Below are 20931 nucleotides of genomic sequence, written 5' to 3' on the forward strand. Positions count from 1 at the left end.
CGACCACGCCGACCTTGGAAGGTCTGGAGGGCTGTGTCATCACAATCACAGGGGCAAAAAAACCAAGACCCCGTACAGGCAGTAGATCGAGGCAGTAACCCAATGGAAAACGAAATACGGCCATCGCGCCGAGCGGTGCTCGGCGGTGTCTTCGCGGGCCTCTGTGCCGTGGCCGCCGCGCCGGTCTACGCGCGCGCGCCCGGGCTGCTGCGCGGGGCTGGCGATATCCGGCGCATCCGCATGTACAGCCAGCGGACGGGGGAATCGATCGACACGATCTATTTCGCCGATGGCAAGTACGTGCCGGAATCCGTGACGGAAATCAGCTACTTCATGCGCGACTGGCGGCAGAACCAGGTCATGAACTATGATCCGCGCAACGTCGACAACCTCGCCGCGACCCTTGGGCTGATGGAGACCTCCGAGCCGTACCTGATGATCTCCGGCTATCGCACGCCGCAGACCAACCGGATGCTGAAGGGCGCCGCGAGCCACTCCTATCACATGCGCGCCATGGCCGCGGACGTGCGGCTGAAGAGCCGCTCGGTCAGCCAGATTTCCCGGGCCGCCTTCGCCTGCGATGGCGGCGGCGTCGGCATCTATCACCGCTCCAACTTCGTGCACATGGACTGTGGCCCGATCCGTACCTGGCGCGGCTGACACAAGAAAAACGGGACAGTGAGGGGGCGGCCGGCGCGAGCGGGCCGCCCCTTTCCTTTGCTGCCGACGCTGAGTCCCCGCGCGAGGCCGATCGCTCGGGTCAGCGCGGGCCGGACCACGGGGTGCCGTCGCGATGCCTGAGGCTGGCCGTGCCGGCCGTCACCTCCATCACCATGTCGACGTCGGAATAGGTGGCGATCTCGTGGGGCGCCCTGCTGCCGACGACGAGGAAGCGCGCGACCATGCCCGTGCGATTCTCGAAGCAGTGGCCGTTGGTGTCACCGGCCTTCCATGCGGCGCAGTCGCCGGGGCGCATCCGGTGCTCGCCTTCGTCCTGATGCAGGACCAGCTCGCCCTCCGTCACCATCACGAACTCGTCCTCGGCCATGTGCCAGTGACGCAGCGACGAGCGCGCGCCGGGTTCGAGGGTGACGAGGTTCACGCCGAACTGGGTCAGGCCGGCCGCCTCGCCGAGCCGGAGGGACGAGCGGCCGGCCATCTGACTGGCGTAGGGCTCGGGATAGATCGAGTCGGTCTTCACCCGCGCCCGGGAGGGGTCGATGATGCCCATCAGACCCTCTCGATGATCGTCGCCGCGCCCATGCCGGAGGCGACGCAGAGCGTGGCGAGGGCGGTGCCCTGGCCGGTGCGCTCCAGCTCGTCGAGGGCGGTGCCGAGGATGATCGCGCCGGTTGCGCCGAGCGGGTGGCCCATGGCGATGGCGCCACCGTTCGGGTTCACCCGGCCCGGGTCGGCGTCGAACGCCTGGAGAAAGCGCAGCACCACGGCGGAGAACGCCTCGTTCACCTCGAAGACGTCGATGTCGGCGATGGTCATGCCGGCGGCGGCGAGCGCCTTTTCCGTGGCGGGCACCGGGCCGGTGAGCATGATCGTCGGATCGGTGCCGACGCGGGCCGTGGCGCGGATGCGGGCGCGGGGCGTCAGTCCGTGCTGTTCGCCGAAGGCACGCGAGCCGAGCAGGATCGCGGCGGCGCCGTCGACGATGCCGGAGGAGTTGCCGGCGTGGTGGACGTGGGTGATGCGCTCGAGCTCGGGATACTTCAGCAGCGCCACCGCGTCGAAGCCCGGCATCGACTCGCCCATGTCCTTGAACGCCGGCTTCAGCGCCCCGAGCGACTGCATGTCGGTCTCGGGACGCATGTGCTCGTCGCGGGCCAGCATCTCGACACCGTTGATGTCGCGCACGGTGACGACGGAGCGGGCAAAGCGGCCCTCGTCCCAGGCGTGGGCGGCGCGGCGCTGGCTCTCGACGGCATAGGCGTCAACGTCGTCGCGGGAAAAGCCGAACCGCGTCGCGATGAGGTCGGCGCTGATGCCCTGCGGCACGAAGTGGGTCCTCATGGCGAGCGAGGGGTCGGCGGCGATCGCCGCGCCGTCCGAGCCCATGGGCACGCGGCTCATCATCTCGACGCCGCCGGCGACGTAGGCGGCGCCGGCCCCGGCGCGAATCTGGTTCGCGGCGAGGTTCACCGCCTCGAGGCCGGAGGCACAGAAGCGGTTGATCGACAGGCCGGGCACGGCCTCGGGCAGGGACGAGGCGAGCACGGCCGAACGGGCGAGGCAGCCGCCCTGCTCGCCGACCTGGGTGACGTTGCCCCAGATCACGTCGTCGATGGCGTCCGTCGCCGTGCCTGTGCGCGCGCGCAGCGCGTCGAGGGTTGTGGCGGACAGGCGCAGCGCGGTGATCTCGTGCAGCGCGCCGTCCGGGCGGCCCTTGCCCCGCGGCGTGCGGACGCAATCGTAGATGTAGGCGTCGGTCATGGCGTCTCCTCCGCCTTGAACTGGCGGCTTTCGATGCGGACGGGGCCGTTGCCCGACAGGCCGCCGGGCCGCGTCGCAACCTCCGGCAGGCCGTCCGCGAGGTGCAGCCACCCTAGCCGGCTTTCGACGCCGTAGTGGAGGGCCGGGCTGACCGACTCGGGATCGTCGAGCGTGCCGATCATCAGCTCCACGTCCGGCGAGCCGATGGCGGCGTAGAACAGCGGCGTGCCGCAGTCTCGGCAGAACCCGCGTTCCGCCACGTCGGACGAGGCGAAGCGCGCGGGGGTGCCGGTGAAGCTGACGCCATGGCCGGTGACGAGCGGGGCGAAGGCATTGCCGGTGGCACGCTGGCACATCCGGCAGTGGCAGAGGTTCGCCCGGCCGAGGCTGGCGGCGCGGTAGCGCACCCGGCCGCACTGGCAACCGCCGGTGGTCATGCGGGCAGCCCCGGCGGCAGCGGGTGGCCGGGCATCAGGTCGTAGGGATGCTTCCAGCCGGGCAGGGCGGCGATCGCCTGCCGCCAGCGGTCGATGTTGGGGAAGGTGGCGAGGTCGTGCGGGAACTCGTGGTCGTAATAGAGGTAGCCGACGCAGGAGAGGTCGGCGGTGGTGAGGTGGTCGGCGGCGATCCACTCCCGGGTGTGGAGATGGCGGTCGAGGACCTGCAGCGCGGTGCCCGACCGCCTGGTGAGGAAGTCGATCACGTCGGGCGACTTCTTGTCGTCGGGGACGAACTTGGTGAGAAACCGCAGGGTCGCGATGTAGGACGTGAACTTGTGGTTGTCCCAGAGCGTCCAGCGCAGGATCTCGCGGCGCTCGTCCTCGGACTTCGGGCCGAAGTCGCGGAAGCGGCGGGCGAGGTGGTCGAGGATCACGCCGGACTGGCTGAGGCGCAGGTCGCGATCCTCGAGGACCGGCACCTCGCCCATCTCGTTCAGCTCGCGATACTCCGGCGTGCGGGTCTCGCCGTTGAAGTAGTCGACGAACACCGCCTCCCAGTCGGCGCCGGCGAGCGCGAGCAGCAGCGCGGCCTTGTAGGCATTGCCGGACTGGGCGAAGCAGTGGAGGCGATAGTCGGACATTCGGATTCCCCCTCGTCAGAAGGCATCCGCGTCGAGGGACATCACCGGAGCGGCCCCGGAGCGGATGCGGGCGAGGTGCAGCCCCGTCGCGGGGAGCACGCGCGACATGAAGTAGCGCCCCGTCGCCAGCTTGGCACGGGCGAAGTCGTCGTCCGGGTTGGCGAGCGCGACTTTCGTCATCCGCGCCCACATCAGGCCGAGGCAGGTGTGGCCGAAGAGGTGCAGGAAGTCGGTGGACCCGGCGAGGGCGGCGTCGGGGTCGCGGATGTTCTGGAGGAAGAACTCGGCGGCGGACTGCAGGTCCTTCGAGGCGGCCTTGAGCGGGTCGAGGAAGTCGGCCTTCAGGCGCGGGTCGCCGTCGTTCTCCTTGAGGAAGCCGCGCACGAGGGCGAAGAAGGCCATGATCGGCTTGCCACCGTCCTGCCCGAGCTTGCGGCCGACGAGATCGAGCGCCTGCACCCCGTTCGCGCCCTCGTAGATCATCGCGATGCGGGCGTCGCGGACGAACTGCGCGATGCCGGTCTCCTCGATGTAGCCGTGGCCGCCGAACACCTGCTGCGCCTGCACCGCGCAATCGAAGCCGCGGTCGGTGAGATAGCCCTTCACCACCGGCGTGAGCAGCGAGACGAGCCCGCCCGCGTCCGCATCGCCGGCCTTGTGGGCGTCGATGAGCGTGGCGGCCCAGAGCATGAAGGCACGCGCGCCCTCGACGAACGACCGCTGGTCGAGGAGCAGGCGGCGGATATCGGGGTGGGAGAGGAGCGGGTCGGCGGGGCCCGCCGGGTTGGTCGGGCCGGTGACGGCGCGCCCCTGCAGGCGGTCGCGGGCATAGGCGGCGGCGAGCTGGCAGGCGCCGGCGGCCTGCGAGAGGCCCTGCATCCCGACCTGGGCGCGGGCCTCGTTCATCATGGTGAACATCGCCTTGAGGCCCTGGTGCGGCGCACCGAGCAGTTCGCCGCGGGCGCCGTCGTAGTTCATCACGCAGGTGGCGTTGCCGTGGATGCCCATCTTCTCCTCGATCTTGCCGACCGAGAGCGCGTTGCGCTCGCCGAGCGCGCCGCTGGCGTCGACGAGGATCTTCGGCACGATGAAGAGCGAGATGCCCTTCACGCCCGGCGGCGCGTCGGGCAGGCGGGCGAGGACGAGGTGGACGATGTTCTCGGCCATGTCGTGGTCGCCGGCCGAGATGAAGATCTTCTGCCCGGTCAGGCGGTAGCCGTCGCCGTCCGGCTCGGCCCGGGTGCGCAGCAGCGCGAGGTCGGTGCCGGCCTGCGGCTCGGTCAGGTTCATCGTGCCGGTCCAGCGGCAGGCGACGAGCGGCGGCAGCCATGTCGCCTTCTGCGCCGCGGTGCCATGGGCGTGGATCGCGGAGTAGGCGCCATGGGTGAGGCCGGAATACATGGCGAACGCCATGTTGGCGGCGGACTGGAACTCGCCGGCGGCGGCGTGGATGACGAAGGGCAGGCCGAGGCCGCCATACGCGGGATCGCAGTCGATGCCCGTCCAGCCGCCCTCGCGGAGCAGGGCGAAGGCGTCGGCAAAGCCCGGGGGCGTGCGGACAACGCCGTTCTCGAGGCGGCAGCCCTCGCGGTCGCCGACGGCGTTCAGCGGCGCCAGCACGTCGGCGGCGATGCGGCCGACCTCTTCCAGGACGGCGGCGGTGGTGGCGCGGTCGAGATCGGCATAGCCGGGGATCGGCTGATCCTGAATGCGGAGCACGTCGTGGAGCAGGAAGTCCACGTCACGGAGCGGGGGGGTGTATGCGGCCAAGATCTCCTCCCGGGAGCGCGTCTGTTCCGTCGGCGGCGTTGGCGCCGCGGTGCCTAGTCCGCGGCGCTCGAGCCGCCGTCTTGTTCTGGGGCCGCGGCGCTGCCGTCCCGGGCTGCGCCGCGGTTGTCGAGGATCGAACGGCCCCAGGCGACCTGCTGGCGCAGGTCGGCGATGGCGATGTCGAGTTCGGCGCGCTGCGCCTCCATGTCGGCGAGGCGCTTCTCCGCCACCTCGACGGTGCGCGCGAGCTGGGTCGCCTGGCCGTCGTGATCGTAGAGATCGAGCAGCTCGCGCATCTCCTCGAGCGAGAAGCCGAAGCGCCGGCCGCGCAGGATCAGCGTCAGCCGTGCCCGGCAGCGGCGGGTATAGAGCCGCTTCTGCCCGACCCGGAGCGGGGCGATCAGCTCCTTCGCCTCGTAGAAGCGCAGGGTGCGGGGCGTGACGCCGAATTCGGCGCACATCGTCGCGATGGGGGTCAGCTGCTCGGTCACGCCGTCCGTCCGGCAGTTCATGTGCGCCGGCGAGGATGGTGGCGGCGACGGGCCGATGCAAGCATAAAGTTGACGTTAACGTAAAGTTAACGCGAGCGGACCCGGTTGAAGGTGTCCGGGCTTTGTGCCCATCTGGCCGCGCAGGCGGAAGGTGGAGCGGCGGATGCACGACGGGGAGAGGGTCGAGACGGCGCGGCGGTTCATCCAGATGCTGCCGCATGCGCGCGACCTCGGGATGGACCTGATCGAGGCGGGCGACGGGGTGGCGACCATGACGCTCGGCTACGACCCGCGCTTCATCGGCGATCCGGCCAGCGGCGTGCTGCACGGCGGGGTGGTGACGGCGCTGCTCGACACCTGCGCGGGCGCCGCGGTGATGCTGCATCCGCAGAGCAGCGGCCCGACCGCGACGCTCGATCTGCGCATCGACTACATGCGCTCGGCCGAGCCGGGGCAGGGGCTGGTCGCCCGGGCCGAATGCTACCGCGTCACCCGCACGGTCGCCTTCGTGCGCGCCACCGCCTGGACCGACGATCCGGCCGAGCCGGTCGCGGCGGCCAGCGGCGCCTTTACCATCGAGGGAACGGCATGAGACCCGCGCCGGAGCCGGTGCAGGTCATCAAGCAGCGTCGCGACGCCGCGCTGGAGCGGCTGGCGGCGGCGGTGCCCTATGCGCGGCATCTCGGCGTCGGCTTCGAGCGGCGGGGCGACGAGCTGACCACGGTGCTGCACTATTCCGACAAGCTGATCGGCAACCCGCGGCTCCCCGCGCTGCACGGCGGGGTCACGGGCGCGTTCCTCGAGATGGCGGCGCTGCTCGAACTCGCCTGGGCGCAGGTCTGGGAGCGGATGGAGGGCGGCGGGACGGCGGCGGCCGAGATCGAGACCGGCGCGTTTCCGGCCTGGCCGAAGACGATCGACTTCACCGTCGACTACCTGCGGCCCGGCCTGCCGCGCGATGCCTACGCCCGCGCCCGGGTGAACCGGATGGGCCGGCGCTATGCCAGCGTCCACGTCGAGGCGTGGCAGGACAACCGCGCGCGGCTGTTCGCACAGGCGACGGGGCATTTCCTGATGCCGGCCGCGGCGGAGTGACAAGCGCTCCGGCCCGCCGGGCTGCCAGCCACCGGCGCATCCTTGCCGTCGCCGGCCCGATCATGCTGTCGAACGTCACCGTGCCGATCCTCGGCGCGGTCGACACCGCGGTGATCGGCCAGCTCGGGCGGGCGGCGCCGCTCGGCGCAGTCGGGATCGGGGCGGTGATCCTCGCGTCGATCTACTGGATCTTCGGCTTCCTGCGCATGGGCACCACCGGGCTCGTGGCGCAGGCCCGCGGCGCGGGCGACGCGGGCGAGACCCGCGCCCTGCTGCTGCGCGGCCTGATGATCGGCCTTGCCGCCGGGCTCGTTTTCGTCGCGGGCCAGGCGGCGATCTTCTGGGCCGCGTTCCGGGTCGCGCCCGCGTCGCCCGAGGTCGAGGCGCTGGCCCGGCAGTACCTGTCCATCCGCATCTGGGGGGCGCCGGCGGCGATCTCGATCTATGCGCTGACCGGCTGGCTGATCGCCATGGAACGGGCCCGCAGCGTGCTGGCGCTGCAGCTGGCGATGAACGGGCTGAACGTGGTGCTGACCATCACCTTCGTGCTCGGGCTCGGCCTCGGCATCCCCGGGGTGGCGACCGGGACGCTCATCGCCGAATGGTGCGGCTTCGGCTTCGGGCTCTGGCTCTGCCGCGCGGCGTTCGCCGGGGCGCCGGCGCGCGACTGGGGGCGGGTGCTCGACCCCTCGCGCCTGAAGCGGATGGCGCAGGTGAACGGGGACATCCTGATCCGGTCGGTCGTCCTGCAGGGCAGCTTCACCACCTTCCTCTTCCTCGGCGCGGGGCTCGGCGACGTGACGCTGGCGGCAAACCAGATCCTGCTGCAGTTCCTCGAGGTCTCGGCCTATGCGCTCGACGCCTTCGCCTTCGCCGCCGAGACGCTGGTCGGCCAGGCGCTCGGCCACCGCGACCGCGCGGGGCTGCGGCAGGCGGCGGTGATGACGTCGGAATGGGGTGTCGGGGCGTCGCTGGCGATGGCCGCGCTGATCCTGCTGGCCGGTCCGGCGATCGTCGGGGTGATGACGACGGCGCCCGACGTGCGGGCGGCGGCGCTCACCTACCTGCCGTGGATGGCGGCGGCGCCGCTGGTCGGGATCGCCGCCTGGATGCTTGACGGCATCTTCATCGGCGCGACCGAGACGCGGGCGCTGCGCAATGCCATGCTGCTGTCGGTCGCGGTCTATGCCGCCGCACTCGCGGTGCTGCTGCCGGCGTTCGGCAACCACGGTCTGTGGGCCGCGCTGATGATCCTGAACCTGACCCGCGGCGTGACGCTGGCGCTGCGCTATCCGGCGCTCGAGGCGAGGGCGGCGTAGGCGGCGAGCCAGTCGTCGCGGCCGCTGCCGACCGCATCGGAGACGGTGGCGAAACCGTCGCGCGCGAGCAGCGCGTCGAGGCCGGCGAGGATTTCGGGCACCAGCGCGAGGCCGCCATAGACCAGCGCGGTGTAGAGCTGCAGCGCCGAGGCACCGGCGCGGAGCTTGGCGTAGGCGGCTTCGGCCGAGTCGATGCCGCCGACGCCGACGAGCGGCAGGCGGCCCTCTGTCAGTTCGGAGAGCCGCGCGAGGACGGCGGTGGAGCGGTGGAAGAGCGGACGGCCCGACAGGCCGCCGGTCTCGCCCGCGTCGCGGCTGGCGAGACCGTCGCGGGCGAGGGTGGTGTTGGTGGCGATGATCCCGGAGATGCCGGACGCCAGCGCCACCGCGGCAAGATCGGCGAGGTCGGGGTCCGCGAGGTCGGGTGCGATCTTCAGGAACACCGGCACCGGGCGCGCGAGGCGGGCGTTCGCCGCCATCACCCCGTCCAGCAGCGCGGCGAGCGCAGCCGCGCCCTGCAGGTCGCGCAGCCGCTCGGTGTTGGGCGAGGAGACGTTGACCGTGGCGAAATCGACGTGCGGCCCGGCGCTGGCGAGCACGCGGGCAAAGTCGGCGGCCCGGTCGGTGCTGGTCTTGTTGGCACCGAGGTTCAGGCCGACGATACCGCGCTTCGGGCGCCGGGCGAGGCGGGCGGCGATGGCCTCGGCCCCGTCGTTGTTGAAGCCGAAGCGGTTGATCGCCGCGCGATCTTCGGCGAGGCGGAACAGCCGCGGCCGCGGGCTGCCGGGCTGCGGCAGGGGCGTCGCGGCGCCCACCTCGACGAAGCCGAAGCCGGCGTCGACCAGCGGCCCGACCACCGTCGCGTTCTTGTCGAAGCCGGCGGCGAGGCCGAGCGGGTTCGCGAGCGCCATCCCGGCGAGCGACGTGGCGAGCCGGGGATACCGGCCGGCCGGCGCGCGCTGCCCGAGCCCGGCGCCGAGCGCGCGGAGCGCGAGGCCGTGCGCGGTCTCGGGGTCGAGCCGGCGGAGCAGCGGCAGCGCGAGGCGTTCTCCGAGGGTCATGCCAGCGCCTCCACGTCCACCTCGGCGAGCGGGCGGGCCCAAACCACGTCCGCCCTGCGCAGCGGCCGGTAGAGGTGCGGAAACAGCGCGCCGCCCCGCGAGGGCTCCCACGTCATCCCGGCGTTGGCATCGACGGCGAGCAGCACGAGGCCGGTCTCGCCGGCGAAATGCTTCGCGAGCGTCCCGGGCAGTTGCGCCGCGGTCGAGAGGTGCACGAAGCCGTCGGCCACGTCGACCGGCGCGCCCCGGCTCTCGCCCGCCGCCTCGAGCGCGGCCCATTCCGCGCTGCGCAAGACCTTGTAGACCAGCATTCGCTTACCCCTGCGGTGTCATGACCCGGCGCGCCGCGGCCCGGGCGAGGCCGAGCCGGCGCTCGCGAAAGATGATGAACAGCCCGGCCGCGACGATCAGCGCGGCGCCCGCGAGCATGGTCAGCGTCGGCACGTCGCCGAAGATCAGGTAGCCGAGCAGCAGCGACAGCAGCATCGAGACATACTCGAACGGCGCGATCACCCCGGTCTCGGCGTGGCGGTAGCTCTCGGTCAGCAGGATCTGCCCGGTGCCGCCGAGCAGCCCGGCGCCGACCAGCAGCATCGCCTCGTGCCCGGTCGGCAGCGTCCAGCCGAAGGGGATCGTCAGGAACGAGAGCGTGACCGAGGTGAGCGAGAAGTAGAGCACGATCGCGCCAGTCGCCTCGGTGTTGACGAGCTTGCGCACCGTCACCTGCGCCAGTGCGGCGCAGACCGCGCCGAAAAGCGCGGCCATCGCCCCGAACGCCTGCAGCGCCGAGGCCTTGGTCGGGTCGGCGAGGGTCAGGCGCGGCGACAGCACGATGACGACACCGATGAGCCCGAAGAACACCGCCGTCAACCGGAACGCGTGCACCTTCTCGCCGAGAAACATCGCGGCGGAGATGACGGTGAGGAGCGGCGCGGCATAGCCGAGCGCCGTCGCCTCGGGCAGCGGCAGGAAGCCGAGCGCGGTGAAGCCGAGCCCCATGGCGGCGGTGCCGACGAAGCCGCGCCAGAAGTGCCCGAGCGGGTGATCCGTCACCAGCCCGTGCCGCAGGGTCCGCGTCCACGCCAGCCACCCGAGGATCACCGGCACGGCAAAGGCCGAGCGGAAGAACACCGCCTCGCCCGGAGGCACGTGCGGCGCGGCGGACTTGATGCAGACCGCCATCACGGTGAAGACGAGAACGGAGAGTACCTTGCAGGCGATGCCGCGGAGCGGGTTCAACGGACGGGACTTTCGGGGTGGGCGGGCCTCTTGCGACGGCGGCAACTATTGCCCCGGCCGGGCCGGACGCACAACCCGGGTCTTCGCGCCGGGGGCGTTTCCCGCCCGGCTCTCCGGCGGGCCGGCCGGGGCGCGACGTTCGGGGCCCTTGGCATTCGGCCGAAACCCGACTAATTCTCCCGGGAATTGGGCGACTCCCCCCGGGAGCCGTCCCGGCAAGCCACGCGCGGCCTCGCGCACCGCCAGCCGTCGGGGGTTTTGACGAGAAGGGGGATTGCCGGTGGCCGAGGCGCGCGGTGGTCGAGTCTATGCATTGACGCTTGTCGCCGTGCTGGCGGGCGCGGTCGGCGGACAGGCGTGGGGCCAGCAGGTGGACACGGGCACGGGCGCTCCGCTGGCGCTGCCGCCCGCGGCGCAGCAGGGGATGGCTCCGGCCGAGCCCGCCACGCCGGCTCTCGCCGCGCCGGCCGCGCCAGATCTGGGCGCGCCGCCCGCGGCTCAGACCCCGGAAGCCTCCCCGTCTCCGGTCATGGCGGCGCCCGGGCCCGCGCCCAACGCGGCGCAGCCGGCGTCGGCCCCGGTCGAAGCGGCGGCAGGAAGTCCGGCGGCAGGAGAGGCGTCCGTCGGCGACCTGCCGGTCGACCTGTCGCCCTGGAAGATGTTCCTGAACGCCGACATCGTCGTGAAGGCGGTGATGTCCGGCCTCGCGTTCGCCTCGCTCGTCACCTGGACGGTGTTCGTGGCGAAAAGCCTCGAGATCATGGCAGCGAGCGCGCGCCTGCGCCGCGACCTCGCGACGATCCTCGCCGCGCGGCAGCTCGCGTCGGCGGCCGCGGCGCTCGGGGCGCGGCGCGGCCCGGCCGCGGCGATGGTGCGCGCGGCCTCGGCGGAGGTGGCGGCGACGGCCGACGTGCTCGACGACGGCCCGCGCGGCCTGCTGCCACGGGTGTCCTCGCACCTCTCGCGCATTGAGGCCGGCGCCGGGCGCCGCCTGACCGTCGGCACCGGCGCCCTCGCGACGATCGGCGCCACCGCGCCGTTCGTCGGCCTGTTCGGCACGGTCTGGGGCATCATGAACAGCTTCATCGGCATCTCGCGGTCGCAGACGACGAACCTCGCCGTCGTCGCCCCCGGCATCGCCGAGGCGCTGCTTGCCACCGCGATCGGTCTCGTCGCGGCGATCCCGGCGGTGGTGATCTACAACGTCTTCGCCCGCTGGATCGCCGCCTACCGCGCCAAGCTCGCCGACGCGGCCGCGGGCGTCGAGCGTCTGGTCAGCCGCGACCTCGACCACCAGCGCCTCGCGGTCATCCCGCTCGCGCGCGCGGCGGAGTAGCGCGATGGCGGGCAGCCTTTCCCCCCGTTCGGCCGGCGGCGACGAGATCGAGGAGGTCCACGAGATCAACGTGACGCCGTTCATCGACGTCATGCTGGTGCTCCTCATCATCTTCATGATCGCCGCCCCCCTCGCCACGGTCGACGTTCCCGTCGACCTGCCGGGCTCCACCGCCGCGCCGCAGCCCCGGCCGGCGGAGCCGGTCTATCTGACGCTGAAGAGCGACCTGAGCCTCGTGCTCGGCGACCTGCCGGTGACGCGCGAGGCGCTCGCCTCCGACCTCGGCAAGGCGGCGAAGGGCGACCACGAGACGCGGATCTTCCTGCGCGCCGACGAGACGGTGGGTTATGGCGAGCTGATGAAGGTCATGGATCTGCTGCGTGCCGCCGGCTACCTCAAGGTCGCGCTCGTCGGCCTCGAGCAGGTGCCGGGTGCCGGCGCGGCGCCCGCCGCCGCCCCCTCGCCGGGGGCCCGGCCGTGAGCATGGCCTCCGCCCCGTGGGAGCCGCAGCCCGTCGGGCGCGCGGCGCTGCTCTGGGGCGGCGCCGCGCTCGTCGCGGCCCTCGCGCATAGCGGCGTGGCCTGGCTGGCGCTGCACCGCGCGCCTGCGCCGGGCGAACCGGCCTCGCCGCCGCCGGCAGTGATGATCGAGCTTGCCCCAGAGGCGGTCGCGCCGCCGTCCGACAGGATGGAGGTGGCGCCGAACCTTTTCGAGCAGCAGGAAGTCGTGGCGCCTGATACGCTCGATACGCCCGACGCGCCGGCCATGGTCGAGGACACGCCGACGCCCCAGCCCGACGTGACGCCACCGCCGGATCTCGCGCCGTTGCCGCCGACGGTGAGCCCCGACGTCGTCCTGCCGCCGCTCAAGCGGCAGGAGCAGAAGCCGCCGCCGGTGAAGGCAGACAAAAAGGCCGAAAAGGCAAAGCCGCCCGTACCGAAGGAATTGCAGCAGCAGGCGAAGTCCGACACCGCGGCGCCGTCGGAGAAGATCGCGGCGCCCAAGAGCGGCGAGGGCGCCAGCGGCGCAGCCGTCGCGTCGTGGTCCTCGAAGCTCACCGCGCACCTGAAGCGCAAGAAACGCTATCCCGTTGCCGCGCAGAGCCGGCGTGAGGAGGGGGTGGCCCAGGTCCGCTTCACCGTCGACGAGTTCGGGAAACATCCTGTCCTCGAAGCTGGTGCGCTCCTCGGGCTTTGCCGACCTCGACGCCGAGGTGATGGCGCTGATGACGCGCGCCTCCCCGGTCCCCGCGCCGCCGCCGGGCGCGAACCGCACCATCACCGTGCCGATCAACTTCAACCTGAAATGAGCGCGCCCGCCCCGGGGGCGGCGCGTGGCGCCGTCACAGGCGCTTGGCGTAGCAGGTGACGTTGCCGCCGACCGCGTCGGCGTTGACCCGCGAGCCGATCTTGATGTGCGCCCGGATCTCGTCCGACAGCTCCGAGCGGGGGAAGTGCTCGGTATAGAGCACCGCCCAGCCGCGACTGGTCGAGTCGAACGGGTCGAGCTGCGCGCCGGGACGGAACGCGGGCTCGGTCTTCGGCGGGTTGCGGTTCGTCGCCGCGTAGCCGTCGACCAGCGCATTGTCGTCCGCTGCTGCCAGCAGGAAGCGGATCGCGTCATCGACGCTCTTGCCGTCTACCTTGGTGCCATAGAGGTTTTCGCCCTGCGAGGCGGCGATCTCGGCGGAGTAGAGCAGGAAGGCGATGTTGCGGCTCTGGTTCTGCAGCGCGCCGAGGCCGCGGTCGGTCTCGAGCGGGAAGCTGCCGTCCGGCCGCATCGCCTGGAGTTGCGCGATGAAGCCCGTCTGCACGCCCCGCTGGTAGCGCGCCGGGTCGCCCAGCATCAGGCCGAGCAGCATGTCGGCCGCACCGCGCGCGGTGCCGAGGTTGTTGTCGCCCGGGTGCTCGTCGGCCTGTGCGGTCAGCCGGGTGAGCCATGCCTCGATCGCCGCCTTGTCATCCGGCGTCGCGGCCGGAGTCTGGCGCAGGACCTGCCAGGCGGGCAGGAGCGCCGGGAAGGCGTTGATGACGCCCGCCGCGTTGGTCCAGCTCGGCTTTGCCACGATCCACGCGTTGGCGTCGGCATGCTGGCGCAGGACGGCCACGGCCTGCCGGGCCGCCTCGGCGTCGTTCTCGAGCAGCACGCGGAACGCCGTGGCGTTCAGCGCGCGGGCCATGTCGCGCGCGGCGTTGTTGCTGTCTCCCCCCGCCTTCACCGCGGCGAGCGACGGCCCGACCAGCGGCGCAAGCGCCGGCGCGTCGCTCTCGCGCAGGCAGTAGCGCGTGCCCTTCATCGCGCCCGTCCCGGCGCTGTAGGACCGGATCTGCGCGCTGCGGGTCGTCACGTCGAACAGCGCCTCGGGGTGCGTGATGCCGGCCGGCGAGAAGATCGTCGGCTCGCTGGGGCCGGCGGCGCAGCCGGCGGCGAGGGTGGCGAGGCCGAGGAGCAGCTGGCGAAGGGGCGGCATGCGCAGGCGTCCTTTGTCTTGGGTCACGGGGCGGCTTGAACGGGATCAGAGCACGAGGTCGAGGTTCCAGAACCGGCGGATCTGGTCCTCGCAGGCGGCGCGCGCCTCCGGCGTTTCGCCGGCAACGCGCTCCACCCGAAAGCCGAAGCGCTCGAAGCCGCTGCGGTCGGCGTCGGTCAGCACGACGATCTCCACGTCGCGCTCGACGGCGAACGCGGCGACCCGCATGGCGCGGTCGGCGACGTCGGGCGTCGCGCCGCCGGCGCGCAGCCCGACCGCCACCCCGTCCGGCCGCTTCAGCTCGGCGCCCGGCATCAGCACGGCCTCGGGCAGCGGAAAGAGGTCGCGCCCGGGCGTGGCGCGCCGCGGGTCACGGGGCGCGAGCAGGGCGTCGATGTCCTCGGCGTCAGGCCGGCCGATCCGCGACAGGATCGAGTTCCACTGCGTCGGGTCCATAGGCGGTCTCCTCGATCAGCCGGGCCGCGCGGCGCGCCCCCGGGTCCGGCAGCTCGGCAAGCGTCAGCCGGGCGCGCACCGCCTCGGCCTCGCCGTCGTCCAGATAGCGGCCGACCAGCCGCTCCAGCGTCATCAGCTCGTGCGCCTCGACCAGTGCGCCGAGTCCGCGCTCCACGGCGGCGCGGGCGCGGGCATGCTGGTCGTCCATGAAGTCCGCCGACTGCGGCACGAAGATCGCCGGCACCCGGTTGTAGAGCACTTCGTGGAACGAGTTGTAGCCTGCGGCCGTCACCACCACGTCCGCCGCCGCGGTCAGCACCGCGGCCCGCGTCGTGCGCACGATCGCCGAATTGCGCCAGCCGAACCACGCGGGCTCGAGCGCGGCGTTCGGCCAGACGACGACGAGGTGCAGCGTGTCTGCCCGCCGCTCGAACAGGCCGCAGAGCGCCTGCACCTGCCCGCCCCGCGCCCCGGCCACGCCCGAGCCGAGCAGCGACACGGCCAGCCGCTCGAACGGCCGGCCGAACCGCTCGGCGAGGTCGGCCCGCAGACCGGCCCGGCCGGCGGCGTCGAGGCGCAGTTCCTGCACGATCGGGCCGACGCCCGTCACCTGCGGCCCGCGGGAATAGACCGTGTTCAGCTCCTCGAACGCCTCCTCGGGCACGATCACCCGGTCGAACGCCTTCTCCCGGTCGAGCGCGATCGAGTTGTCCTGCCCCGTCGGCCACAGGCCGCGCCGGATCCAGACGCCGGCGATCCCGGGCTCCAGCACGGTGCGGTAGACCGAGTCGAAGATATAGCCGCCGTCGAACACCAGCGCCCGCGCCCCCGCCGCCAGCGCCCGGATCCGCAGGAAGTTGCCGAGGTCGTGCTCGTGGCTCTGGGCGTGCAGGCGCGAGCGGCCGATCAGCGGCATCGCGTCGAAGCCCTGCGCCTTCACCAGCGGCGTGCAGCTCGCGAACGCGGCAAAGACCGGGCGCGGCCGATCCGGGCCGGCGGCCATTTCCCGCGCGATCAGCGTGCAGCGCCGGGCGTGGCCGAGACCGACGCCGTTGGTCGGCACGAAGACGACACCGCCGCCCGCCGCCGCGCGCGGCCGCGGCACCCGGCGCGTCGGTCGGTGCGGCGCCGCGCCGAGGAAGCCGAGCACGCGGTCGGGCCCCGCGCCCATCGCCGCCCGGCTCGCCGCCACGTTCTCGCCGATGCGGCCGAGATTGGGCAGGATCTCCGCGTCGAGAAATCCGTCGAGGCCGATCAGCCCGGGCGGGGCCGGCACGAAGGCGTCGTTCTCGGCGGCATTGAGGTGCCCGGGCGTCCCGTCGAGCAGCGGCGCGCCCGCGACCAGCAGGTTGGCGACCAGCGTCTGCAGCCGGAAGCTGCCCTCGACCCGGCCGAGGCACACCGCGAGATCGGTGCGCCCGGCCAGCGTCATCGGCGGCGCCTCGCCATAGGCAAAGACCTGCAGGCCGTGGCCGTGCGCCGCGATCCACTCGTGCTTCGACCGGCTGTCGGTCAGGATCGCGAGGCGGATGCCGCGCCGGGGCGCCAGCGCCCGCAGCGCCGCGACCTCGGCCGCGTCCTTCAGGTCCGGCCCGACGACGAGTACCCGCGGCGCGACCGGGCGCGGCGCCAGATCGGGCCGCGGCACGCCGAAGGCCGGCGCGGGCCGCCCGGCCCCGGGCCCGACGTCGAAAAGCTCCGGCTCGCGACCGAGCACATAGGCGAGGCGGGCGCGGACGCCGAGTGCGGTCTGGGTCGCGGCGAAGCTGCCGAAGGCGCGCACCGCGGCGGCGCCGTCGCCGGCCAGGCGGCGCAGCCGCAGCAGCGCCCGGTCGCCGAGCTGGTCGGCCGCGAGCAGCACCAGCGTGTCGTCCGGCCCGAGGCTCCGGTCCGAGAGCAGCGGCGCGAGGTCGAACTGCAGGTGCAGCCCGGCCCGCTCGGGCATCACGCCGACGTCGACCCGCGCCGGCAGGCCGAGGGCGGCCAGCTGCCCGGCGAAGATCGCCAGATGCTCGATGTCGGCGCGCCCGTCGCGGGCGGTCTCACAGAGCAGCATGGCGGCGCGCTTCCGGCTGCGGATCAAGAAGCGCCAGCAGGCGCGGCACCACCGCCTCCGGCCGATGCCGGGCGAGGTCGGCCTGCGCGCGCCGGACGGTCGCGGCATAGCGGACCGGGTCGGCGACGTGGCGGGCGACGATCGCGTCGACGCCGCGACCATCGTCGCCGATCACCCCGGGGCCAAAGCTCGCGGCGGTGTCGGGGTCGGTGATGACGAGCTTGCCGGCGATGATCGCCTCGGCGATCGCCCGGCCGAAGCTTTCGCGCCAGAGCGGATTGGTGAAGTGGACGAGAAAGTCGATGCCGGCGAGAAACTCCGCCACCGGCATCGTCCCGAACGGCAGCAGCTCCCAATGGCCCGGCACCGCCTCGCGATCGGCAAGGAACGCGTCGGCACCGAGGATCGCGCACCGCTCCGCGTGCGGCGGAAACTGTGCCCGCAGCGCGGCGAGCCCGGGAAACTTCTCGGGCCCGGGGCGGGAGTGGCGGCCACGCCGGTCGCGCGGCCGGTCGGTCGGGGCGACGAATGCCGGGTCAAGGATGTTCGGCCAGTCGCCGCCGGCCAGCGTCCAGCCCGGCTCCGCCCGCGCGGTGAGCCAGTCGGCGACCGTCCGACGGTTCGCCGCCGACACCGGGGCGAGCAGGCGGTCGCCGCCGGCGATGCGCCCGGCGACGAGCCCGAGGCAGTGGCCGACGTCGAAGCCTTCGTGCCCGCCCGGGCGGGTGAAATTCTCGTGGGTCACGACGATGGTGCGCGCCGCGCTCAGCCGTGGCGCCAGCGCCGTCTCGAACTTCAGCGCCGAGGGGTTGTGCAGCACGATCGCATCGGCCCGAACCACCGGCGGCGCCGGCCGGAGCGACAGCCCGGCGTCGTCGAGCGCCCGGGCGATCTCCGGATGCACCGGGCGGTCCCGGAACATCGACGTGGCGAGGGCCATCACCGACAGGTTGACGTGCGGCGCGAGCGCGCGGATTTCGGCGGCAACGGCACCCGACGTGCCGCCCGGGAACCGCGGCTCCACCAGCAGCGCCACGCGCGGCCGCCGGCGGACCCCGCTCAGGCGACGCGCCGCGGCGGGCGCCGGCCATCCGACGTTCCAGGCCACGCCGGTCATGGCACGCCCCTCATCGCGCACGCCTCATCGTCAGTAGCCCGCGCCCGGCGGGCCCCCGGCGGACGGCGTGCTGTCGCTGCTGTCGCCGCCATCGGAGGAGCCGGAGCGGTTGCGGTAGCTGAAGAACTCGTTGCCCCCGACCGACTCCACCATGAACCGCCGCAGGAGCGCGGCGAGCGGCGAGTCGCCTTCCGCCAGATCCGGGTGCAGCGTGAGATAGCCCCGCAGCCCCTCGACGTCGTTCGACTCGAGAAGGCTCGAGATCGTGCTGAGCTGTTCCGTCGTCGGCTCCGCCGCCGCTGCGGGACTGCCGAGCTGCGTGGCGAGGATCATCGCCGATGCCGTAACCAGAATCCTGCGTCTCATGCGTTTTCCGTCTTGTGCGCGCGCGTCCTCGCGTCCCGTCTGTTGTCTGTGCGGGCCCCCCAGTCGCCGGCCGGCCTCTGCCTATCGTATAGGCAGACCGTACAGGCGAGGGAAGCGGGGCCTCCCTTTCGTCATACGTGCGTCTACTGGCCGAGGATCCGGTTGCGCAGCATCGTTTCCACCGCTCGCTCCAGCCGTCCGCGCATCCCGGGCGTCTCGGCGGGCGCCGGCTCCGCCGCAGGGGGGGCGGTCGGCTCGGCCGCCGCCACCGCCGGCGTCCCGGTCGGGCGGCTGCGGGTGCGGACGGGTGTCGGGGCGGGCTCGGCCGGCTCGGCGAGGGCGACGACCGGCGTTCCGGAGCCGCCGGGCAGGACAAGGGGCGTCCGGGCCGCGGTGTCTGGTGCGCCGCCGTCGGCAAAGCGCAGCATCGGCCCGAGCCTGCCCGTCTCCGCGGCAAGCCCGGCCACCGCCGCGCTCGCGGCTTCGATCGACGGCAGTCGGCCCGGCGCCGGGCCGAGGCGTGCAACCGTCATCCCGGCCGGCAGCTCTCGGCCGTCCCTGCCGGCCGGAACCGTGGCCAGCGCCGGCTGGCCTGCCACTTCGGCCGGCATGGCAGGGGCAGCCGTGACGGCGACAGGGGCGGGGGTCCGCGCGGGGATCGGCGCGCGGGTCGCGGTGACCGTGGGCGGCGCGACGGCCGCCGGCACATGAGCGGTCGGGAGCCCGTCCGGCAGATCGAGCGAGGCGGCCTGCCACCATGCCAGTGCCAGCGCCGCGCCGGCCCCGAGGCCGAGCCCGAGTGCGCCCCAGACCCAGCCGCGCCGGGGGGGCGCTGCCTCGTCCGGCGTTGCCGTGTCGCCAGCGACGTCGGCGTTCTTGTCCGTCGGGCGCGGCGGAACGATGACGGCCGCCAGCCGCTCCGGCATGCTCGGCCCGGACGGCGCCACGGGCGTGGCGGTTCGCGTCGCGGCGGCAGGCAGCGGCCTCGGCCCCGCGGGCATCCGATCCTGCGGCGCGACAGGCGGCGAAGCCGGTGGTCCGGCCTCCCGCGCGTGCAGCGGTGCCACCGCCTCTGGAGCGGGCGACCTTGGCGACGCCGGAAAGCGGCTGGCCACGGGGTCCGCCAGGTGGGGCAGGGGGGCGGCGACCGCCTCGCCGCCGGCGAGCGCCCGGTCGATCGACCGCATGCGCTCCGCCCGCGCCTCGGGTTGGCGGGCTTCGGGCTGGCGGGCTTCGGGTTGGCAGGCTTCGGTTTGGCGGGCTTCGGTTTGGCGGGCCTCCGGCTGACTGGAAGATGGCAGCGGTGGCGAATCGGCATGTGCCGCCTTGCGGCGCGCGATCGCTGCCTCGCGGCGGGCACGCGCCTCGACCAGCCGCGCTTCCAGCACGGCCGGGTCGAGCAACGCTTCCCACCCCGGCTCCGCAGGCAGCCGGCTTCGGGTCGCTCCTCGCGCCTCGTCGGACATCACCCCTCCGAGCGGCGCCCCACGCACCGCACGACGCCGCGCCCCCCCGGGCACGGCGTCCTCTGAAGAGAGCTAACGCCAAACCGGCGATTTTTCCACCCTCCCCGCCACCTGCGCGGAGGCCTGCCGAGCACGTCCGGCCGAGGGAGCGGAAATGGCGCGTCCGGCAGGCCCGATCGGAACGGTTCGATCAGGCCCGCCCCCGAACGTCTCCGATCAGAACGGGCTGTCTGGGAAGTAGTAGCTCGCGGCATTCTCCGGCGTGATGAGCACCGATCCGATGACGAACCTGCCCGAGACCGGCGCCGGCGAGACCAGTCCCACGGCGGTGAGTTCGATCGCAGTCGCGATCATCGCCGGCGGATAGGTGACGTCGGCCGGGATCATCGCGTCCTTGTCCATCACCCGCTTCACCATCTCCTTCATGCCGGCGCCGCCGAGCACGAACTTGATGTCCTTGCGCCCCGCCGCCTCGATCGCGGCCAGCACGCCCACCGCCATGTCGTCGTCCGACGCCCAGACCGCATCAATCTGCGGGTACTTCGACAGATAGTCCTGCATGACCGCGAAGCTGTCGTCGCGGTTCCAGTTGCCGTGCTCCATGCCGAGGATCTCGATGTTCTTGCCCTCGATCGCCTTCTGGAAGCCCTCGACCCGCTCGTTGTCGATGGTCGTCGGGATGCCGCGCAGCACCACGATCTTGCCGCCCTCGGGCAGCGCCTGCGCCATGTACTCGCCGGACTCCCGGCCAAAGCCCGGGTTGTCGCCCGCGACATAGAGATCCTCGATCCCCGGAACAGAGAGCCCGCGATCGACGACGGTGATCCACGCCCCCGACGCCTTGGCGTTCTGCACCGGCCCGGTCAGCGGCTCGGACTCGAACGGCAGCACCACCAGCGCGTCGATGTGGCGCGTCGCCACCATGTCCTCGATGTCGTTCACCTGCTTCGAGGGATCGGACGCGGTGGTCAGCACGAACTCGAGCTGCGGATAGACCTTTTCCAGCCGCTCCACCGTCGCCTGCGCGAAATAGTTCATGCCGCCGGCCCAGCCGTGCGTCGCCGCCGGGATCGACACGCCCACCACCTTGTGCGCCGCCTCCTGCGCCACCGCCGGCACCCCGAGCGCCAGCGTGAGCGCCATCGCCGTTGCGAAATGCTTCATGT

General features: G+C 72.8%; 23 protein-coding genes. 7 read left to right on the forward strand and 16 right to left on the reverse strand.

The genetic code is table 11. From position 1 onward, the window contains the following. The first annotated feature begins 102 nt into the window (after positions 1–102). Positions 103–660: a YcbK family protein gene (locus tag QM699_RS03700; protein ID WP_415009862.1), complete on the forward strand. Its 558-nt coding sequence runs from the start codon at positions 103–105 to the stop codon at positions 658–660. A 100-nt stretch (positions 661–760) separates the two neighbouring features. Here QM699_RS03700 and QM699_RS03705 read toward each other — a convergent pair whose 3' ends face one another. Genes QM699_RS03705 through QM699_RS03730 form a run of 6 tightly spaced genes read right to left on the reverse strand, consistent with a single transcriptional unit; the run spans position 761 to position 5784 of the window. After that, positions 761–1231 carry a cupin domain-containing protein gene (locus QM699_RS03705; RefSeq protein ID WP_415009863.1) on the reverse strand — a complete coding sequence of 157 codons (471 nt, stop codon included), beginning with the start codon at positions 1229–1231 and terminating at the stop codon, positions 761–763. Then, positions 1231–2442: an acetyl-CoA C-acetyltransferase gene (locus QM699_RS03710; RefSeq protein WP_415009864.1), complete on the reverse strand. Its 1212-nt coding sequence runs from the start codon at positions 2440–2442 to the stop codon at positions 1231–1233. Before QM699_RS03710 ends, QM699_RS03705 begins: the two co-directional genes overlap by 1 nt. Beyond that, on the reverse strand, positions 2439–2879 hold the full coding sequence (locus tag QM699_RS03715; RefSeq protein WP_415009865.1) for a GFA family protein: 441 nt from the start codon (positions 2877–2879) through the stop codon (positions 2439–2441). Before QM699_RS03715 ends, QM699_RS03710 begins: the two co-directional genes overlap by 4 nt. Further along, a complete protein-coding gene (locus QM699_RS03720) occupies positions 2876–3523 on the reverse strand; it encodes a glutathione S-transferase family protein (protein ID WP_415009866.1) in 648 nt (215 codons plus the stop codon). The genes QM699_RS03715 and QM699_RS03720 overlap by 4 nt, the downstream gene beginning before the upstream one ends. A 15-nt stretch (positions 3524–3538) precedes the next feature. Further along, positions 3539–5293, reverse strand: coding sequence for an acyl-CoA dehydrogenase (locus QM699_RS03725; protein ID WP_415009867.1), 1755 nt, complete (start codon positions 5291–5293; stop codon positions 3539–3541). A 53-nt stretch (positions 5294–5346) separates the two neighbouring features. Further along, complete coding sequence (locus tag QM699_RS03730; RefSeq protein WP_415009868.1) at positions 5347–5784, reverse strand: MerR family transcriptional regulator; 438 nt, start codon at positions 5782–5784, stop codon at positions 5347–5349. Between the two features lie 163 nt (positions 5785–5947). On the opposite strand from QM699_RS03730, the gene QM699_RS03735 reads away from it, so the two are divergent. Genes QM699_RS03735 through QM699_RS03745 form a run of 3 tightly spaced genes read left to right on the forward strand, consistent with a single transcriptional unit; the run spans position 5948 to position 8198 of the window. After that, complete coding sequence (locus tag QM699_RS03735; protein WP_415009869.1) at positions 5948–6376, forward strand: PaaI family thioesterase; 429 nt, start codon at positions 5948–5950, stop codon at positions 6374–6376. Further along, complete coding sequence (locus QM699_RS03740) at positions 6373–6879, forward strand: PaaI family thioesterase (RefSeq protein WP_415009870.1); 507 nt, start codon at positions 6373–6375, stop codon at positions 6877–6879. Before QM699_RS03735 ends, QM699_RS03740 begins: the two co-directional genes overlap by 4 nt. Beyond that, positions 6876–8198, forward strand: coding sequence for an MATE family efflux transporter (locus tag QM699_RS03745; RefSeq protein WP_415009871.1), 1323 nt, complete (start codon positions 6876–6878; stop codon positions 8196–8198). The genes QM699_RS03740 and QM699_RS03745 overlap by 4 nt, the downstream gene beginning before the upstream one ends. Here QM699_RS03745 and QM699_RS03750 read toward each other — a convergent pair. The 3 genes from QM699_RS03750 to QM699_RS03760 are packed head-to-tail and all read right to left on the reverse strand — an operon-like array spanning position 8168 to position 10498. Further along, a complete protein-coding gene (locus QM699_RS03750) occupies positions 8168–9259 on the reverse strand; it encodes a quinone-dependent dihydroorotate dehydrogenase (RefSeq protein ID WP_415009872.1) in 1092 nt (363 codons plus the stop codon). The two genes, QM699_RS03745 and QM699_RS03750, sit on opposite strands and share 31 nt — an antisense overlap. After that, complete coding sequence (locus QM699_RS03755) at positions 9256–9570, reverse strand: DUF952 domain-containing protein (RefSeq protein ID WP_415009873.1); 315 nt, start codon at positions 9568–9570, stop codon at positions 9256–9258. Before QM699_RS03755 ends, QM699_RS03750 begins: the two co-directional genes overlap by 4 nt. A 4-nt stretch (positions 9571–9574) precedes the next feature. After that, positions 9575–10498, reverse strand: a complete 924-nt coding sequence (locus QM699_RS03760; RefSeq protein ID WP_415009874.1) for a DMT family transporter — start codon at positions 10496–10498, stop codon at positions 9575–9577. A gap of 313 nt (positions 10499–10811) precedes the next feature. Between QM699_RS03760 and exbB the strand changes: the two genes are divergently transcribed. From exbB to QM699_RS03775, 3 genes are all read left to right on the forward strand, one after another. Beyond that, on the forward strand, positions 10812–11834 hold the full coding sequence (gene exbB, locus QM699_RS03765) for a tonB-system energizer ExbB (protein WP_415009875.1): 1023 nt from the start codon (positions 10812–10814) through the stop codon (positions 11832–11834). A gap of 4 nt (positions 11835–11838) precedes the next feature. Then, positions 11839–12315 (forward strand): TonB system transport protein ExbD, encoded by a 477-nt coding sequence (gene exbD / locus QM699_RS03770; protein ID WP_415009876.1) that lies wholly within the window; start codon positions 11839–11841, stop codon positions 12313–12315. Positions 12316–13011: 696 nt separating this feature from the next. Beyond that, positions 13012–13143 carry an energy transducer TonB family protein gene (locus tag QM699_RS03775; RefSeq protein WP_415012690.1) on the forward strand — a complete coding sequence of 44 codons (132 nt, stop codon included), beginning with the start codon at positions 13012–13014 and terminating at the stop codon, positions 13141–13143. 33 nt (positions 13144–13176) lie between these two features. Here QM699_RS03775 and QM699_RS03780 read toward each other — a convergent pair whose 3' ends face one another. The 7 genes from QM699_RS03780 to QM699_RS03810 all read right to left on the reverse strand — a co-directional run bounded on the left by QM699_RS03780 (position 13177) and on the right by QM699_RS03810 (position 20929). Next, on the reverse strand, positions 13177–14304 hold the full coding sequence (locus tag QM699_RS03780; protein ID WP_415009877.1) for an alginate lyase family protein: 1128 nt from the start codon (positions 14302–14304) through the stop codon (positions 13177–13179). A gap of 45 nt (positions 14305–14349) precedes the next feature. Next, positions 14350–14760, reverse strand: coding sequence for a hypothetical protein (locus tag QM699_RS03785; RefSeq protein WP_415009878.1), 411 nt, complete (start codon positions 14758–14760; stop codon positions 14350–14352). After that, positions 14711–16816: a glycosyltransferase gene (locus QM699_RS03790; RefSeq protein ID WP_415009879.1), complete on the reverse strand. Its 2106-nt coding sequence runs from the start codon at positions 16814–16816 to the stop codon at positions 14711–14713. Before QM699_RS03790 ends, QM699_RS03785 begins: the two co-directional genes overlap by 50 nt. Continuing rightward, the gene (locus QM699_RS03795; protein WP_415009880.1) at positions 16803–17933 is read right to left on the reverse strand and encodes a hypothetical protein; all 1131 of its coding nucleotides are present in this window, start codon (positions 17931–17933) and stop codon (positions 16803–16805) included. The genes QM699_RS03790 and QM699_RS03795 overlap by 14 nt, the downstream gene beginning before the upstream one ends. A 30-nt stretch (positions 17934–17963) precedes the next feature. Then, the gene (locus QM699_RS03800; protein ID WP_415009881.1) at positions 17964–18299 is read right to left on the reverse strand and encodes a hypothetical protein; all 336 of its coding nucleotides are present in this window, start codon (positions 18297–18299) and stop codon (positions 17964–17966) included. Positions 18300–18442: 143 nt separating this feature from the next. Then, the gene (locus QM699_RS03805) at positions 18443–19765 is read right to left on the reverse strand and encodes a hypothetical protein (RefSeq protein WP_415009882.1); all 1323 of its coding nucleotides are present in this window, start codon (positions 19763–19765) and stop codon (positions 18443–18445) included. A gap of 216 nt (positions 19766–19981) precedes the next feature. Further along, positions 19982–20929: an ABC transporter substrate-binding protein gene (locus QM699_RS03810; RefSeq protein ID WP_415009883.1), complete on the reverse strand. Its 948-nt coding sequence runs from the start codon at positions 20927–20929 to the stop codon at positions 19982–19984. Positions 20930–20931: the final 2 nt, after the last annotated feature.

The organism is Amaricoccus sp., assembly GCF_047602525.1.
GTDB lineage: Bacteria > Pseudomonadota > Alphaproteobacteria > Rhodobacterales > Rhodobacteraceae > Amaricoccus.